This is a genomic window from Dyella sp. GSA-30 (assembly GCF_027924605.1).
GTDB lineage: Bacteria > Pseudomonadota > Gammaproteobacteria > Xanthomonadales > Rhodanobacteraceae > GSA-30.
This window is the reverse complement of record NZ_AP027042.1, coordinates 2,955,987-2,971,860: the sequence shown is the minus strand read 5'-3', so window position 1 is coordinate 2,971,860 and position 15,874 is coordinate 2,955,987. Positions and strand designations below refer to the sequence as shown.

12 protein-coding genes are annotated in these 15,874 nt (G+C 62.1%); 6 read left to right on the top strand and 6 right to left on the bottom strand.

Going from position 1 to position 15,874, the window contains the following annotated elements; translation table 11 throughout:
- Positions 1 to 4 precede the first annotated feature (4 nt).
- The 3 genes from QMG46_RS12955 (at position 5) to poxB (ending at position 4,061) form a co-directional block, all read left to right on the top strand.
- Complete coding sequence (locus tag QMG46_RS12955) at positions 5 to 1,042, top strand: quinone-dependent dihydroorotate dehydrogenase (protein WP_281848246.1); 1,038 nt, start codon at positions 5 to 7, stop codon at positions 1,040 to 1,042.
- 10 nt (positions 1,043 to 1,052) lie between these two features.
- On the top strand, positions 1,053 to 2,081 hold the full coding sequence (gene murB / locus QMG46_RS12950) for a UDP-N-acetylmuramate dehydrogenase (RefSeq protein WP_281852888.1): 1,029 nt from the start codon (positions 1,053 to 1,055) through the stop codon (positions 2,079 to 2,081).
- Between the two features lie 249 nt (positions 2,082 to 2,330).
- Positions 2,331 to 4,061 carry a ubiquinone-dependent pyruvate dehydrogenase gene (gene poxB / locus QMG46_RS12945; protein ID WP_281848245.1) on the top strand — a complete coding sequence of 577 codons (1,731 nt, stop codon included), beginning with the start codon at positions 2,331 to 2,333 and terminating at the stop codon, positions 4,059 to 4,061.
- 133 nt (positions 4,062 to 4,194) lie between these two features.
- On the opposite strand, the gene QMG46_RS12940 is transcribed toward poxB, so the two are convergent.
- Positions 4,195 to 5,463 carry an MFS transporter gene (locus QMG46_RS12940; protein ID WP_345781769.1) on the bottom strand — a complete coding sequence of 423 codons (1,269 nt, stop codon included), beginning with the start codon at positions 5,461 to 5,463 and terminating at the stop codon, positions 4,195 to 4,197.
- A 125-nt stretch (positions 5,464 to 5,588) separates the two neighbouring features.
- On the opposite strand from QMG46_RS12940, the gene QMG46_RS12935 reads away from it, so the two are divergent.
- Together QMG46_RS12935 and ppk1 are read left to right on the top strand one after the other, a co-directional pair.
- Positions 5,589 to 6,383 (top strand): AraC family transcriptional regulator, encoded by a 795-nt coding sequence (locus QMG46_RS12935; protein WP_281848244.1) that lies wholly within the window; start codon positions 5,589 to 5,591, stop codon positions 6,381 to 6,383.
- A gap of 117 nt (positions 6,384 to 6,500) precedes the next feature.
- A complete protein-coding gene (gene ppk1, locus QMG46_RS12930) occupies positions 6,501 to 8,672 on the top strand; it encodes a polyphosphate kinase 1 (protein WP_281848243.1) in 2,172 nt (723 codons plus the stop codon).
- A gap of 18 nt (positions 8,673 to 8,690) precedes the next feature.
- Here the strand turns inward: ppk1 and QMG46_RS12925 are convergent, their stop codons facing one another.
- Positions 8,691 to 9,245, bottom strand: coding sequence for an NADPH-dependent FMN reductase (locus tag QMG46_RS12925; protein WP_281848242.1), 555 nt, complete (start codon positions 9,243 to 9,245; stop codon positions 8,691 to 8,693).
- 227 nt (positions 9,246 to 9,472) lie between these two features.
- Between QMG46_RS12925 and QMG46_RS12920 the strand changes: the two genes are divergently transcribed.
- Entirely contained in the window at positions 9,473 to 11,194 is a 1,722-nt protein-coding gene (locus QMG46_RS12920) for a sensor domain-containing diguanylate cyclase (protein WP_281848241.1), read from the top strand.
- Here the strand turns inward: QMG46_RS12920 and QMG46_RS12915 are convergent.
- Genes QMG46_RS12915 through QMG46_RS12900 form a run of 4 tightly spaced genes read right to left on the bottom strand, consistent with a single transcriptional unit; the run spans position 11,191 to position 15,733 of the window.
- On the bottom strand, positions 11,191 to 13,455 hold the full coding sequence (locus QMG46_RS12915; protein WP_281848240.1) for a thiamine pyrophosphate-dependent enzyme: 2,265 nt from the start codon (positions 13,453 to 13,455) through the stop codon (positions 11,191 to 11,193). The genes QMG46_RS12920 and QMG46_RS12915 overlap by 4 nt on opposite strands.
- 57 nt (positions 13,456 to 13,512) lie before the next feature.
- Complete coding sequence (locus QMG46_RS12910; RefSeq protein ID WP_281848239.1) at positions 13,513 to 13,974, bottom strand: hypothetical protein; 462 nt, start codon at positions 13,972 to 13,974, stop codon at positions 13,513 to 13,515.
- Positions 13,971 to 14,513: a GNAT family N-acetyltransferase gene (locus tag QMG46_RS12905; RefSeq protein ID WP_281848238.1), complete on the bottom strand. Its 543-nt coding sequence runs from the start codon at positions 14,511 to 14,513 to the stop codon at positions 13,971 to 13,973. The genes QMG46_RS12910 and QMG46_RS12905 overlap by 4 nt, the downstream gene beginning before the upstream one ends.
- Positions 14,514 to 14,563: 50 nt before the next feature.
- A complete protein-coding gene (locus QMG46_RS12900) occupies positions 14,564 to 15,733 on the bottom strand; it encodes an acyl-CoA dehydrogenase family protein (protein WP_281848237.1) in 1,170 nt (389 codons plus the stop codon).
- Positions 15,734 to 15,874: the final 141 nt, after the last annotated feature.

Here is a 15,874-nt window from a genome sequence, read left to right as displayed (position 1 = left end):
CGACATGTACGAAAAACTACGCCCCCTGCTGTTCATGCTCGATCCGGAAGCCGCGCATCATCTGACGATGTACGGTCTGGGCGTAGCCCAGCGAAGCAACCTTGCCCATCTGATCGCCAAGCCGCCGGCAGAGTTGCCGACGACGGCTTTCGGCATACGGTTCCCACATCCGGTCGGGCTTGCCGCCGGACTGGACAAGAACGCCGACTACATCGATGCGCTGGGCACGCTCGGCTTCGGCTTTATCGAAGTCGGGACTACCACGCCGCGGCCACAGCCCGGCAACGACAAGCCGCGCATGTTCCGCCTGCCCAACCACGAAGCCGTGATCAACCGCCTCGGCTTCAATAACGACGGCGTCGATGCCCTGGTGCGCAACGTGCAGCGGTCGAGCTATCGCGGCGTGCTGGGCATCAATATCGGTAAGAACAAGGACACGCCGAACGAACGCGCGGTCGACGACTACCTGTTCTGCCTGGAGCGCGTCTATGCGCACGCCAGCTACATCACGGTGAATATCTCGTCGCCGAATACGCAAGGCCTGCGCGATCTGCAGGAAGAAGCCACACTGCGCCGCTTTATCGAAACGCTGCGCGAAGCGCAGGAAAAGCTCGGCTCGCAAAGTGGCACACGCAAGCCGATGCTGTTGAAAATCGCACCCGATCTGTCCGAAACCGAACTCGACGCCATCGCCGACGTGCTGCTGCAGGCCAAGGTCGACGGCGTGATCTGCACCAACACCACGATCGATCGTAGCGCGGTGACTGGCGACCCGAATGCACAGCAAGCCGGCGGCCTTTCCGGCAAACCCTTGTTTGCGCGTTCTACCGAAGTTCTGCGCGGCATGCGTCAGCGACTGGGCAAGGACATCGGCATCGTCGGCGTGGGCGGCATTCTCGACGGCGACAATGCGTCGGAAAAAATCGCTGCCGGCGCCAACCTGGTCCAGCTCTACTCTGGCCTGGTCTATCGCGGCCCGCATCTGATCGGCGAATGCGTCGAAGAAATTCGCCGCCAGCATGGAGCTGCGCATGCGGGCTGAAGTTACCGATATGGGCGGTTATACGCTGACCGAAAATGCCCCGTTGTTGGGCCGCAATACCATGCGTGTCGATGCGCGCGCGTCATTGCTGGCCGATATACACGACGCTGCCAAGCTACCCGAGCTGCTCGACTTTCCCGCCATCCGCCGGCGACCGTTGCTGGTGCTGGGCGAAGGCAGCAATATGCTTTTCACCGGTAATTTCGACGGCACCGTGCTGGCGATGGGCACGCGTGGCGTGCAACTGGAGCAGGATGGCGAAGTCGTGCGTATCGCCGTGGCCGCGGGCGAACGCTGGGACGACTTCGTGCGTTGGACGTTGGGCCAGGGTCTGGCCGGCCTGGAAAACCTGATTCTGATTCCCGGCACTGTCGGCGCGGCGCCGATTCAGAACATCGGCGCGTATGGTACGGAAGTCGCCGAGTTCATCGAGAGCGTCGAAGCCTGGGATACGCGCGAGCGCCGTGTCGCCGTGCTGAGCAAGCACGATTGCGCCTTCGCGTATCGCGACTCGGTATTCAAGCGCGAACCGGGCCGCTACATCGTGACCGCCGTACGCTTCGTACTGCCGCGTCAGCGCGAACTTCGGCTCGACTATGCAGGTATCCGCGAAGAGCTTGCGCGCATGGGCATCGAAAAGCCTGCGCCGTTTCATGTCGCCGAAGCGGTCGTGCACCTGCGTTCGCGTAAGCTGCCCGACCCGGCGGTTATCGGCAATGCGGGGAGTTTCTTCAAGAATCCCATCGTCGATACCGCCCTAGCCGATGCACTCAAACAGTCGCAGCCGGAACTTGCCGCATGGCCCGGCCAGGACGGCAAGACCAAACTGTCGGCTGCCTGGTTGATCGAGGCCGCCGGATTCAAAGGGCTGCGCGAAGGCGATGCGGGCATATCGCATCGCCATGCGCTCGTATTGGTCAACCATGGCAAGGCCAGTGGTACCGAGCTGTGGGCACTGGCGCAACAGGTCGTTGCCGGAGTGCACGAACGTTTCGGCGTGACGCTGGAGCCCGAACCGATCATCGTCGGACAGGTCTGAAGCGAGCTTCGAACAACCCCAATTTTTATCGTCATCCCGGCGAAGGCCGGGATCCATTCCTCAGTCCTCGCCTGTCAGGCGACATGGGGCAAGCCTCTACATCGAGGAATGGATTCCGGCCTTCGCCGGAATGACGAGTAGGAAATAGCTTTGAGGGATTTCCTGAAGCGAGCTCGGCTTTCACGCTTTTGAAAGCTCGTCCCTGACACGATGGCCTCTTTCCTATGACGCAAGGAAAGGAGCCATCGCATGAGCACGGTAAAAGTCGCCGACGTCCTGACCGAGATGCTTGCCCAGGCATCGATCAAACGCTTTCACGGGGTAGTCGGTGACAGCCTCAACGGCATTACCGAATCCTTGCGCCAACGCAAGGACATCGACTGGATCCACTACCGACACGAAGAAGCTGCCGCCTTCGCCGCCTGCGCCGAATCGCAACTGACCGGCACGTTGGCGGTGTGCGCGGGATCGTGCGGGCCAGGCAATCTGCACCTGATCAACGGCCTTTACGATGCGCAGCGCACCCGTACGCCGGTGCTGGCGATCGCCGCGCACATACCGTCGGCGGAAATCGGCGGCGGCTATTTCCAGGAAACCCATCCGCAGAATCTGTTTCAGGAATGCAGCCATTACTGCGAGCTGGTCAGCAGCCCGTCGCAGATTCGGCGCGTGGTCGGAAACGCGATTCGTGCCGCCGTCGGGCAGCGCGGTGTAGCGGTCATTGTGTTGCCCGGCGATGTCGCCTTATCCGACGCCACGGCCATTTCCGCGATCGAGGAAGGCTTGTTGCCATCCAGGCCGGTCGTCACACCGACGCCCGAAGATCTCGATCGTCTCGCTGCCTTGCTCGGCAAAGGTCGCAAGGTGACGCTGTTCTGCGGTCGTGGCTGCGCCGGTGCGCACGATGAAGTCGTGCGTCTCGCCGAGACCTTGAAGGCCCCCGTGGTCCACGCACTCGGCGGCAAGGAACATGTCGAATGGGACAACCCGTACGATGTGGGCATGACGGGCCTGATCGGCTTCAGCTCCGGCTATGAAGCAATGATGAGCTGCGACACCTTGCTCATGCTGGGCACCGATTTTCCGTATCGCCAGTTCTTCCCTACGGATGCAAAGATCTGCCAGGTCGATCTGCGCGCCGAAAATCTCGGCCGCCGTTGCAAGCTCGATCTTGGCCTGGTCGGCGACGTCAAGGCGACCATCGATGCCTTGTTACCGCGGCTCAAGCCGACCGGCGACGAAACCCATCTGAAAGCCAGCCTGGCCAACTACAAGAAGGCACGCGAGGGCCTGGATGAACTTGCCTCCGGCAAAGGCAGCAGCAAGCCGATCCATCCGCAGCATGTCGCACGCGTGGTCAGCGACCTGGCCGACGACGATGCGGTATTCACGTGCGATGTCGGCACGCCGACCGTCTGGGCGGCGCGCTATCTACATATGAACGGCAAACGCCGTCTGCTCGGCTCGTTCAATCACGGCTCCATGGCCAACGCGATGCCGCAGGCTATTGGCGCGCAGACGGCGTATCCGAAACGGCAAGTCGTCAGCCTCTCGGGCGATGGTGGCTTCGCCATGTTGATGGGCGATCTGCTCACGCTCGTACAGCACAAGCTACCGGTCAAGATCGTGATCATCAACAACGGCACGCTGGGCTTTGTCGAGCTGGAAATGAAAGCGTCGGGTTTTCTACCGGTCGGCGTTACGCTGGATAACCCGGACTTCGCAGCGATGGCACGCGCGGCGGGCATTCACGGGATACGCGTGGAAGATGCCGGTGGGCTGGAAGACGCGGTGCGCGAAGCCTTTGCGCACAAGGGGCCGGCGTTGGTCGATGTGGTTACCAACCGGCAGGAGTTGTCCATGCCGCCGAAGATTCAGCTGGAACAGGTCAAGGGCTTCAGCTTGTGGGCGTTGCGCACGGTGATGAACGGGCGTGGCGATGAGTTGATCGATCTGGCGATAACCAATTTACGGCGGTGACGTTGCCACCTTCCGATGGCGCAGCCGTAATGAATGAAGGGAACTCCTGAAAACCCACCCTACTCGTCATCCCGGCGAAGGCCGGGATGACGATAGGAAAAACAGAGGTTGTTCGAGGCTACAGCGTTGGCCTCTAGCTCTTGGCGAGAGCCACCTTTTTTGCCACATCCAGATTCGGCAAAAACACCGTAATCACCCCGATCAACGGCAGGAACGCGCACAGGTGATACACGTAGTCGATGCCACGCGCATCGGCAACGTGGCCCAGTACTGCCGCGCCAATGCCGCCCATGCCAAACGCAAAACCGAAGAACAACCCAGAGATCATACCGACGCGTCCCGGGATCAACTCCTGCGCATAGACCAGGATCGCCGAGAACGCGGAAGCCAGGATCAGGCCAATCACCACGGTCAGCACGCCGGTCCAGAACAGGTTGGCGTACGGCAGCATCAGGGTGAACGGCGCCACGCCCAGGATCGATACCCAGATCACCCATTTGCGCCCGATGCGATCGCCGATCGGGCCACCAAACAGGGAGCCGGCCGCGACGGCAAACAGGAACACGAACAGATGCGTCTGGGCACTCTGCACCGACACGCCGAATTTGTGGATCAGGAAAAAGGTGTAATAGCTGCTGATGCTGGCCAGGTAGAAGTACTTGGAGAAGATCAGCAGGCCAAGGATGGCCAACGACGCGGCCACCTTGCCGCGGGTCAGCGTGATCGCCGAGGCATGCCCTGCCCGGCTCTTGCCTCGCACCGCGTGGTGCGCGCTGTACCAACGGCTGACCTGGAGCAGTACGGCCATGGCAAGCAAGGCTGCGAGCGCGAACCAGGCCACGCTGCCGCGGCCGTGCGGCACGATGATCCAGGCCGCCAGCAACGGGCCGAGCGAGGAGCCGGCGTTACCGCCCACCTGAAACAGGGACTGCGCCAGACCATGCCGGCCACCGGAGGCCATGCGCGCCACGCGCGACGACTCGGGATGAAACACCGACGACCCCGTACCGACCAGGGCAGCAGCCAACAAGAGCACCGGAAAGCTGGGCGCGACCGACAGCAGCAGCAAGCCGAACAAGGTGAACCCCATGCCGATCGGCAGCGAAAACGGCATCGGCTTGCGATCGGTCACCATGCCGACCAGGGGCTGCAGCAATGACGCGGTGAGCTGATACGTCAGGGTAATCAGGCCGATCTGGCCGAAACTCAGGTGGAAATCGCCTTTCAGGATCGGGTAGATCGCCAGGATCAACGACTGGATCATGTCGTTGAGCAGATGCGAGAAACTGATCGCACCGATGATGCTGAACTCGGTTTTCGGCTCGGCATGCTCTGCCGGAGCAGCGCTGGGCAATACCGGAGGCGCCACGGGACTTAGAGGTGACTCGACTTGAGCTTGCATGGTGACCGGATGGCTGGGGGACGGGGAATGGCGTGGGTTGCGTCGCCATGGATCGACACCTTAGAGTCAAGCCGGACGGCCCGCACACGTTATCGGGTCAACTATCAGCGAATTTGGGCCAAGTCATGCGCAACGCACGTATCGACCGCTATGAGGACATTCCGCGAGACGTCGTGACCACCGGCAACGAGTACGCGGCGCACTACGTGCTGAGCCCGCACTCGCATCGTCGTTGCCAGCTGCTTTACGCGATGACTGGCGTCATGACGGTCATCACCGAGGAAGGCAGCTGGGTGATTCCGCCGCGCCGCGCGCTGTGGATTCCGTCGGGGGTAATGCACGAAGTCCATCTGGGTGGCCCGACGTCCACGCGCAGCGCTTTTGTACTCGAGCATGTTGCCCAGGCGACCGGGCTGCCCACGCACTGCGAAGTCCTCGCCGTCTCACCCTTGTTGCACGAGCTGCTTATCGAGGCGGTGGATCTGCCCGCTCTTTACGAGCTCGATGGCCGTGACGGCATGGTCATGCGCCTGCTGCTGGAAGAAATCAGGCGCATGCCGACACTTGCGCTCAATACCCCGCTACCGCGCGAGCGGCGGCTGGCGGCGTTGTGCCGACATCTGCTCGAGCATCCGTCGCAAGAGGTGAAAATCGACGATATGGCGATGAGCGCCGGCATGAGCCGCCGCAACTTCACCCGCATGTTTCGCGAACAGACCGGCATGAGCTTCGCCGCGTGGCGCCAGCAGGCATGCCTGCTGGCTGCGCTGACGCGACTGGGTAATGGCGAGCCGGTCACGCAGGTGGCGATGGAGCTCGGCTATAACAGTTCCAGTGCGCTGTCGGCGGTGTTTCGTCGCGTGCTCGGTGCGCCGCCCAGCCGTTTTCTTGCCAACAACGGCCCGTCTAGCGCCACATAGAACAGCCCGCAGCATCATACGTCTGTAACACTCCAACGGCCTTAATAGGTTAGCTTTGTCCTTGGACTCGTGTTGTTCGCCCCACGACGACAACCCGACTAACGCGATGGCATCTCAATGAATACTAGCGTCGACAGCCCCACGCCCGCTCCGCTTCCGCGCCCCGAGAAGGTAACGACGGAAACCACCGCAGTCGAAACAGTGGCGGTGGCAGCGCCCGATCTGAACGACGCCAGCCTGTATATCCATCGCGAGATTTCACAGCTGCAGTTCAACATCCGCGTGCTGGATCAGGCGCTGGACGAAAGCAAGCCGATCCTCGAGCGCTTGAAGTTCCTGCTGATCTTTTCCACCAACATGGACGAATTCTTCGAGATCCGCGTGGCGGGCCTGAAGAGTCAGATCGCGTTCGATCATGAAATCGTCGGGCCGGACGGCATTCCCCCGAAGCGGGCGTTGGCCGAGATCAGCGAAATCGCGCACAAGCAGATAGAGCGACAGTATTCGATCCTCAACGACGCCATCCTGCCCGAGCTCGACAAGCAAGGCATGCGCATCGTGCGCCGCAACCAGTGGTCGCATAAGCAGAAGCTGTGGGTGCGTCGCTATTTCCGCCACGAGGTCGCGCCGCTGGTCACGCCGATCGGCCTCGATCCCACGCATCCGTTTCCGCTGCTGGTCAACAAGAGCCTGAACTTCATCGTGCAACTGGAAGGCATCGATGCCTTCGGTCGCGACTCGGGCCTGGCGATCGTGCCGGCGCCGCGCGTGCTGCCGCGCCTGATTCGCCTGCCCGATGAGGTATGCGAAGGCGGCGACAACTTCGTACTGCTGTCGTCGATCATTCACGAACATGCCGACGAGCTGTTTCCCGGCATGTCGGTGCTGGGCTGCTATCAGTTCCGCCTGACCCGCAACGCCGACCTCACCATCGATCCGGAAGACGTCGAGGATCTCGCGCGTGCGCTGCGCGGCGAGCTGTATTCGCGCCGGTTCGGCGATGCGGTACGCTTGGAAGTGGCCGACAACTGCCCCAAGAACCTCACCGATTACCTGCTCAAGCAATTCGGCCTGACCGCGGCTGAAATGTACGAGGTCAACGGGCCGGTCAATCTGGCGCGCCTGTTCGGCCTGGCCAGCAAGACGCTGCGTCCGCAGCTGAACTATCCGCCGTTCACGCCGGCGATCCCCAAGTCGCTCAAGAAGGCCGAAGACCTGTTCCAGGTCATCGCCAAGCAGGACGTGCTGCTGCTGCATCCCTATGAGTCGTTCGCGCCGGTGGTCGACCTGTTGCATCAGGCCGCCAAGGACCCGAGCGTGCTGGCGATCAAGCAGACGCTCTATCGCAGCGGTGCGAATTCGGAAATCGTCGACGCACTGGTCGATGCGGCCCGCTCCGGCAAGGAAGTGACCGCCGTGGTCGAGCTGCGCGCACGCTTCGACGAGGAATCCAACCTGACGCTGGCCTCGCGCCTGCAGCAGGCCGGCGCCGTAGTGATCTACGGCGTGGTCGGCGTGAAGACGCATGCCAAGCTGATGCTGATCCAGCGCCGCGAAGGCAGCGAACTGGTGCGCTATGCCCACCTGGGTACCGGCAATTATCACACCGGCAATGCGCGCCTCTACACCGACTACAGCTTGCTGACCTCCGATGAGGCCCTGTGCGAAGACGTGCACAAGCTTTTCAGCCAGCTCACCGGCATGGGCAAGGTGCAGCACATGAAGAAACTGCTGCATGCGCCGTTCACGCTGAAAAAGACCCTGCTGGAATTGATCGCCACCGAGACCGCCAATGCGGCGGCCGGCAAACCGGCGCAGATCATCGCCAAGGTCAACGCCATCACCGATCCCAAGATCATTCGCGCGCTCTATAAAGCCAGTATGGCCGGCGTGAAGATCGACCTGATCGTACGCGGCATGTGCTGCCTGCGCCCCGGTGTGCCGGGTGTGTCGCAGAATATCCGTGTGCGCTCGATCGTCGGCCGCTTCCTGGAACACAGCCGCGTGTACTGGTTTGCCAACGATGGCGAGGAGCGTTTCTACCTGGCCAGCGCCGACCTGATGGAACGCAATCTCGACCGCCGTATCGAAACCGGTTTTCCGATCGAGGGCAAGAAGCTGCAGCAGCGCGTACGCAAGGAGCTCGACCTTTATCTGAGCGACAACACGAGCGCATGGCAGCTGCAGTCGGACGGTCAATACCTGCGCCCATCGAGCACTGGCCAGCGCAACGTGCAGGCGCAACTACTGGAAAAGATCTGCGGCGTCGGTGCCTCCAACGAGGCCTGATGGCCTCTTTTGCCGTGGCTACGGCTTGAAGCGCCGCACCCACGCGACATAGCGGTCGACAAAACCTTGCAGAAACTTCTGCGTGCTTTCCACGCCGATATTGCCATCGATGTCGAACAGGCCGTCCTTGAAGTGGACAAACACTTCCGGCTGCGCCAGCAGGGAGACATCGAGGTAGGCCAGCACATTGCGCAAATGCTGCTGCGACATGGCCGAACCGGTGGTGGCGATCGAGGTGCCGATCACCGCGCCCGGTTTGCCGGCGAACGAATTGGTACCCCACGGCCGCGAACCGATATCCAGCGCGTTCTTGAGCACGCCGGGGATCGAACGGTTGTATTCGGGCGTGACGAATAACAGGGCGTCGGCAGCCTCGACCTGCTGCTTCAGGCGCGTGGCGTTGGCCGGGTAGTCGTGATCGAAATCCTGGCTGTAGAGCGGCAGATCGTCGATGCGGATGTGGTTGAAGGCGAAATCCGTGGGCGCCAGCCGTTCGACCGCGCGGGCCAGGCAGCGGTTGAACGAGTCCTTGCGCAGGCTGCCAACGAATACCGCCACATTCACCTTGCTCATAACCGCTCCTCGGATGGGTCGCGCCCTGCTGGCGCCGCAGGCGAGTCTGGCGCGCTGCGGATTCAGGGCACGTGACGACTGCCACAGGTTAATTTTTGTGAATTACGGCACATTTTTATCCCGTTAGCCTATTCTGTGGGCAAGATCACCTGACCCTCACCGGATGCCCTCCGGCGGGCGGCCGGGGATACGTCGACAGGACAAACTGGCGACACAGGGGATAGGGGATGGACGGAGAGTCGGTCGAAAAGGCCAGACGCCGCCGACGGTGGCAAAACGTAGCGTGGCTACTGGCCGCGTTGCTCGGGCCCTGCCATGCCGCCGATACCTTGCAGGGAGGCTGGCGCGACGTGCGTGCTGGCGACACCCCGCAGACCGTACTCGCCGCCTATCGACACGGCGATTTCCACCCGTTCGACCCAGGTGTGCTGGAACGCTTGCCACAGGACGGCAGCTGGGTCGTCCTGCAGGCCGATCGACCCTGGATCGATGTGGAGCGCCAGCTATCGGTGTACCCGCCTTCCCTGGGCAAGATCACGCTGTACGACGCGAACGGGGCGAGCCAGACCAACGCATTGAACGATTTCTCCGCGGCGATGCATGGCCATGGACGCGTGACGTTTCGGATCGGTGCCGAGATACCGGCTTCGCAGCCGTTGCTGTTGAGGTTCGAACCGACATCGACCATCGCAGCTCCGGTCAGTTTCATCCTGCAAAACCGCATCGAGTACGAGCGCGACGATGCGAGCTGGCTGGCCTTCGCCAGTGCATGCTTCGCCGTGATGCTGGCGATGGCCTTGATGGCGTTGTGTTTCGCGACCTTGCTGCGCGATCCGACGTTTGCCTGGTACGCCGGATACATCGTTTGCTACATGCTGATCCAGAGCGTGCAGACGGGTTATCTGTTTCACCCCTTGGATGCGGAATTCCTGGTCGGGTCGGCGATGACGCTGGCGACCTTCGCGGTTGCCTTGTCCGTGGCGTTTGCCGCGCTTTTCATGGCGCGCTTCTGCGAGTTGCGCCGTTATGCGCCTTGGCTGCATCCGCCGGTGATCGCACTGGCGATCGGCATGCCCCTGATCCTGTTATTGCGCAGCAGCCACATCGACGTGCTGGAACACACCGCGCAAGTGCTCATCAACCCGTTGTTGATTCTCGGCGCGTTGTTGCTGCTCCTAGCGGCGGTCGTGGCCGTCGCGCGCGGTTCGCGGCACGCCTGGTTCTTTCTGCTGGGCTGGACGCCCCTGCTCGTGTTGACCGCGCTGTGCAGCAGCCAGATCGGCGGCGCCCTGCCCCATGTCCTGTGGCTCAACGATGCCAGCCTTGCTGCCGGCGCGTTCGAGGCGATTGTCCTTTCGCTCGGCCTGGCCGATCGCGCGCTCAATGTGCGGCGCGACCGCGACATGGTCCGCGTGCTGGCCGACAACGACGCGCTGACCAATATCCTCAATCGCCGGGCCTGGACCGAAGGCGTGCGGGAAATATTCGCCACGACGCCAGGACAGCCGCTTGCACTGCTGTTTCTCGATCTGGATAACTTCAAGACCTTGAACGACAAGCAAGGGCACGCGGCCGGCGATCGTGCGCTGATAGCCGTGGCGGCGGCGCTACGCCATGAGCTGCGCCCTGCCGACCTGTTGGGTCGCTATGGTGGCGAAGAATTTGTAGCCATGCTCTATGACATCGATCAGGAACTCGCGATGCAGGTAGCCACGCGACTGTGTCGACGCGTGCATCGACTCGAGATACCGGTCGATGGCAAGCACCTTGCGCTCAGCGTCAGTATCGGTGTCGCCATGCGTTCGCCAGGCGACACCGTGGAGTCGATCGTCGAGCGTGCCGATCAGGCGATGTATGGCGCGAAGGTCAACGGGCGCAATCGGGTACAGCTCGATGTGCGCCTGACGCCCAGCGTGCCGAGGGCAAGAGCCTCGGCACGCAAGTCCTAAGCCAGCTCCGCGGCTGCCGAAACGACATCCGATTCGCCCGGCAGCACCAGAAGCGCAGCACCTGCCAGCGGCGTATAGGTGTCCTCGCCGACCACACGACGCAGCGGCGTCTTGCCAAAACCGCCTTCGACGATCGCCGTGATGACCCCCTCGCCGACGCCCGCGCTGCGACGCCCCTCGTCGAGCACGATGATCCGCTTGGCATCACGTGCCTGTTCGGCAATGAAGGCGTTGTTCAACGGCGCTAGCCAGCGAAGATCGACGACGCGCGTCTTCCACCCATGCGCCGCTTCGATCTGGCGCGCGGCACGCAAGGCCATCGGCACGCCGTTGCCGAAGGTGAAGACCACCAGGTCGTTGGCCTCGGGGTGGTAGATGCGGCCCTCGCCCAACGTCATGGCCGAGCCCGGTGCCGGATAGTCGAACTGCCACTGACCGTCGCCGGCTTCGTACAAATCCTTGGTCATGTACAAGGCGATCGGCTCCAGAAACGCGCAGACACGTCCATCGACCTGCGCCAGTGCGGACAGGGTACGCAGCATGGTCGCCGCATCGTCGCCGCGACTCGGGCAACCGACCACCAGGCCGGGAATATCGCGCAGCGCGGTGATCGAGTTGTCGTTGTGGAAATGGCCGCCGAAGCCTTTCTGATAACCGAGCGAAGCCACGCGCATCAGGATCGGGTTGCGATATTGATCGTTGGAGAAAAACTGCAGGCTGCATGCTTCGCCACGAATCTGGTCGCAGGCGTTATGGAAATACGCCAGATACTGGATTTCCGGAATCGGCAGCATGCCCATGCTGGCAAAGCCCTGGGCCAGACCGAGAATCATCGTTTCGTCCAGCAGCGTATTGAACACGCGGCTGTTCTTGAAGGCCTTATGCAGCCCCTTGGTGACGGTATAGACGCCGCCTTTCTGCGCTACGTCTTCACCGAACAGCAAGGACTGCGGATACTTGGCCATCAGGTCGTGCAAGGCCTGACCGATCTGAATCGCCAGATGACGCGGCGCCTGCTTCTCGGGCAGCTTGTCCTCGCTGCCGAACGCGGCGACACGGCGCTCGGCGTAATCGGTCCGCTCCGCTTCGCGCTTGACTGCGTCTGGAGTGTAAGGCGCCAATGGCTTCAACACGTCGGCCAGGCTGGTCAGCCTGGGGCGGCGGTCAGCCTCTTCGGCCGCGGCGAAGCAACGCTTGCGGGTGGCTTCGTATAGGGACAGCAGACTGTCCTTGCTATAGAGCCCGGACTCCAGTGCGATCGCCGCCGAACGCAGCAAGGGATCGGTGGATTCCACCGATACCAGCTCTTCGATACTGCGCCATTCGATTTCGAAATCCGTGCCGGCATGGCCCATCACGCGCGTGGTTTTCAAATGCAGGAATGTCGGGCGACGCGTGGTACGGCAATGCTCCACCGCGCGCTGCACCTGCGCATAGCCTTCGGCCAGATCCAGGCCGTCGGCAAAGAAGTAATCGAGATTGGAGCGCTGCTGAAAATTGCTTGCCACCCAACCCGTCGGTGTCTTCACCGAAATACCGATGCCGTTGTCTTCGCAAACGAACAGCACGGGTGCCGGCAGCTTTTGATAGGCCGTCCAACCGGCCGCATTGAACGCGGTTTGCGCGGTGGCGTGGTTGCTCGATGCATCGCCAAACGAACAGATCGCGATCGAGTCCGCCGGAATCGGCAAGGTATGGCCGATGCGACGTGCCTGTTCGATCGCCACGGCCGTGCCCAGCGCCTTGGGGAGATGCGAGGCGATCGTCGAAGTCTGCGGCAATACCCATAACGGTTTGCTGCCCCACACCTTGTGGCGACCACCGGAGGCGGGATCTTCGCTGCTGGCGGCAAAGGACAGCGCCGAATCCATCACCGGGTCCATGCCCGGCAGCTTGCGGAAACGCTCGGCCATGAAACCGCCGGAGCGGTAATGCAGGAAGGCCGGATCGGTATGGCGCGTCAGCCGTGCGACCATCGCATTGCCTTCGTGGCCCGACGAACCGATCGTGTAGAACACCTTGTTCTGCACACGCAACACGCGGGCCATCAGGTCCAGATGCCGCGAAATCAGCTGCGATTCGAGCAACTCGCGAAAGCCTTGTGCGTTCAACTCACTGCCCGGCAATACCGGCGCGTCGTCATCGGGCGTGTCGCGCACGTCGCCCTGCCAGAACTGCACGAACTCGGTGAAATTCTGATCGACGATCTCGGCGCGGTTGAAACCTTTGTGGCGAGCGGTAATGGCAAACGGAACAGACATGTCGGTATCCAGGGATTTAGGTTGCGCGATGTCATCGCGCGAAAACGTATGTCGTAACTAGCTCAAGGCGCGTAGCAATGCCGCGCGTTGCAAATCTTTGGGACGTCCAAAACTTTCCAGGATGCGAATCTGCTCGACGACCCGCGGCACCGGTATCTGCATGCCGCCAAAAGCCACCAGCATGGTTTCGCCGGCAATCACAGGCACCCATTCGCGCGTGTCATGCAGTTGCAGTCCGCCCATCACTTCAAGCGGCAGTCCCGTAAAACGAAACCGCGCAAAACGCGAACGAAACCGCTCAGCGCCAGCTGGCTCGAACAGCGATTCGCGGCGTGCCTGCCAATGCTCGACCAGGCGGTCGGCATCAGCGACGCTGGTCAGCACATCGATATCGGCCACGCCGACGTCGGCGCCAACCAGGCGTGCCGCCGCACTGCCGATAAGCACCCACGGGTCAACGCATAGCCGTTGCAGATCCGGCAAGGCCTCCTGCAGGGTTTGCTGCAACGGGTCGTTCATGCGCGGCGGCTGCGCCATTGCTCGCGCGTCTGACCCCAGATATCGATCTGCACGTGCTCGTACGGCGCAGGTAACTGCCCCGGTCCAAGATTGGTCGAGCCCAGCCGACGCGCCAGCGCCTGCGAAGCGTCGTTGTCGCGATCGATACTGTGGATGACCTCGGTCCAGCCCAAGTTGTCGAAAGCCCAGTCGATGCTCGCCGATGCACCCTCCAACGCGTAACCCTTGCCCCAGGCTTCGCGCGCCAGACCCCAGCCCACTTCGGTGCCCGGCCAGCCTTCCGGCTGCCAGGGGCCGAGCCGTCCGATCCACCGGCCGGTCGCCTTCTCGATGACCGAGAACATGGCGAAGCCCTGCATCTGCCAGGCACCGGCCATCACCAGAAAATTGCGCCACGCGGCCGCACGCGGCTGATAGCCGCCGATGAAACGCGCGGCTTCTTCGTCAGCCATGTTGGCGGCCCAGCCATCGAAATCCTCAAGCCTTGGCGGCCGGAGGATCAAGCGCTCGGTTTCGATACGGATACTCTGCCAGTCCACTGCAGCCTTCCTCCCAACACTTATGCCTCCGACAGGCCGGAGGCATGCGCTCAGAACGCGTTGATACCGGTCAATTCGCGGCCGACCACCAGCTGATGCACCGTCTCGGTGCCCTCATAGGTGATGACCGACTCCAGGTTCAAGGCGTGGCGGATGGCCGAGTGCTCGGTGGTGATGCCCGCGCCACCGAGGATGTCACGGCATTCGCGCGCGATATCGATGGCCATGCGGCAGTTGTTCCACTTGGCAAGGGATACCTGGGTGGGCTGCATCGCACCGGCGTCCTTCAGCCGGCCCAACTGCAGCGACAGCAACTGGGCGGTGGTGATGCGACGGGCCATATCGGCCATCTTCAACTGGATCGCCTGATTGGCGGCCAACGGGCGACCGAACAGGATGCGCTCCTGGGTGTAGTCGCGTACTTCCTGCAGGCAGGCGATGGCGGCGCCGATCGGCCCCCAGGTAATGCCATAACGCGCCTGGGTAAGGCAGCCAAGCGGCCCCTTCAAACCCTTGACGTTGGGCAGACGGGCGCTATCAGGCACGCGCACATTGTCGAAGAACAGCGCCGACGTCACGGACGCGCGCAGGCTCATTTTCTTGTGCACTTCCTGCGCGGTGAAACCCTTGGTGTCGGTCGGCACGATAAAGCCCTGGATGCCGTCCTCGGTCTGTGCCCAGACGATCGCGATATGCGCCAGGTTGCCGTTGGTGATCCACATCTTGGCGCCATTGATAACCCAGTCGCCACCGTCTTTCTTGGCATGGGTCTTCATGTTCGCCGGATCGGAACCGCCATGCGGCTCTGTCAGACCGAAACAACCGATGACTTCACCCGCAGCCATGCGCGGCAGATAGTTCTTTTTCTGTTCTTCGCTGCCGTAGGCGTAGATGGGGTACATGCACAGCGAGCTCTGCACGGAGGCAAAGCTGCGCAAGCCCGAATCGCCACGCTCCAGCTCCTGGCAGATCAGGCCGTAGCTGACGCCGTTCATGCCCGCGCAACCATATTCCTCGGGAAGAGTGGCACCGAGCAGGCCCATATTGGCGATCTCGGGGACCAGTTCCTTCGGGAAGCGCGCCTGGTCAAAGCAGTCGCCGATGATCGGAAGGACTTTCTCGTCGACAAATCGCGCCACGGTGTCCTGCACCATGCGCTCCTCGTCAGAGAGCATCGAACGGACGTCATACAGGTCGAACGGGTTCAAACGAGCGGACATGCTTCAGCTTCCGAAAAGGCAATGGACAAGCCCCCTATTCTAGCTGTCCCTTACCCGCCGGTCATGACGCGTAGCAACCCTGGGCAAGTCCCCTCGAAAACGAGCCCCAGAGGGCATTTCAAGCGTTCCCCACCCCGCATT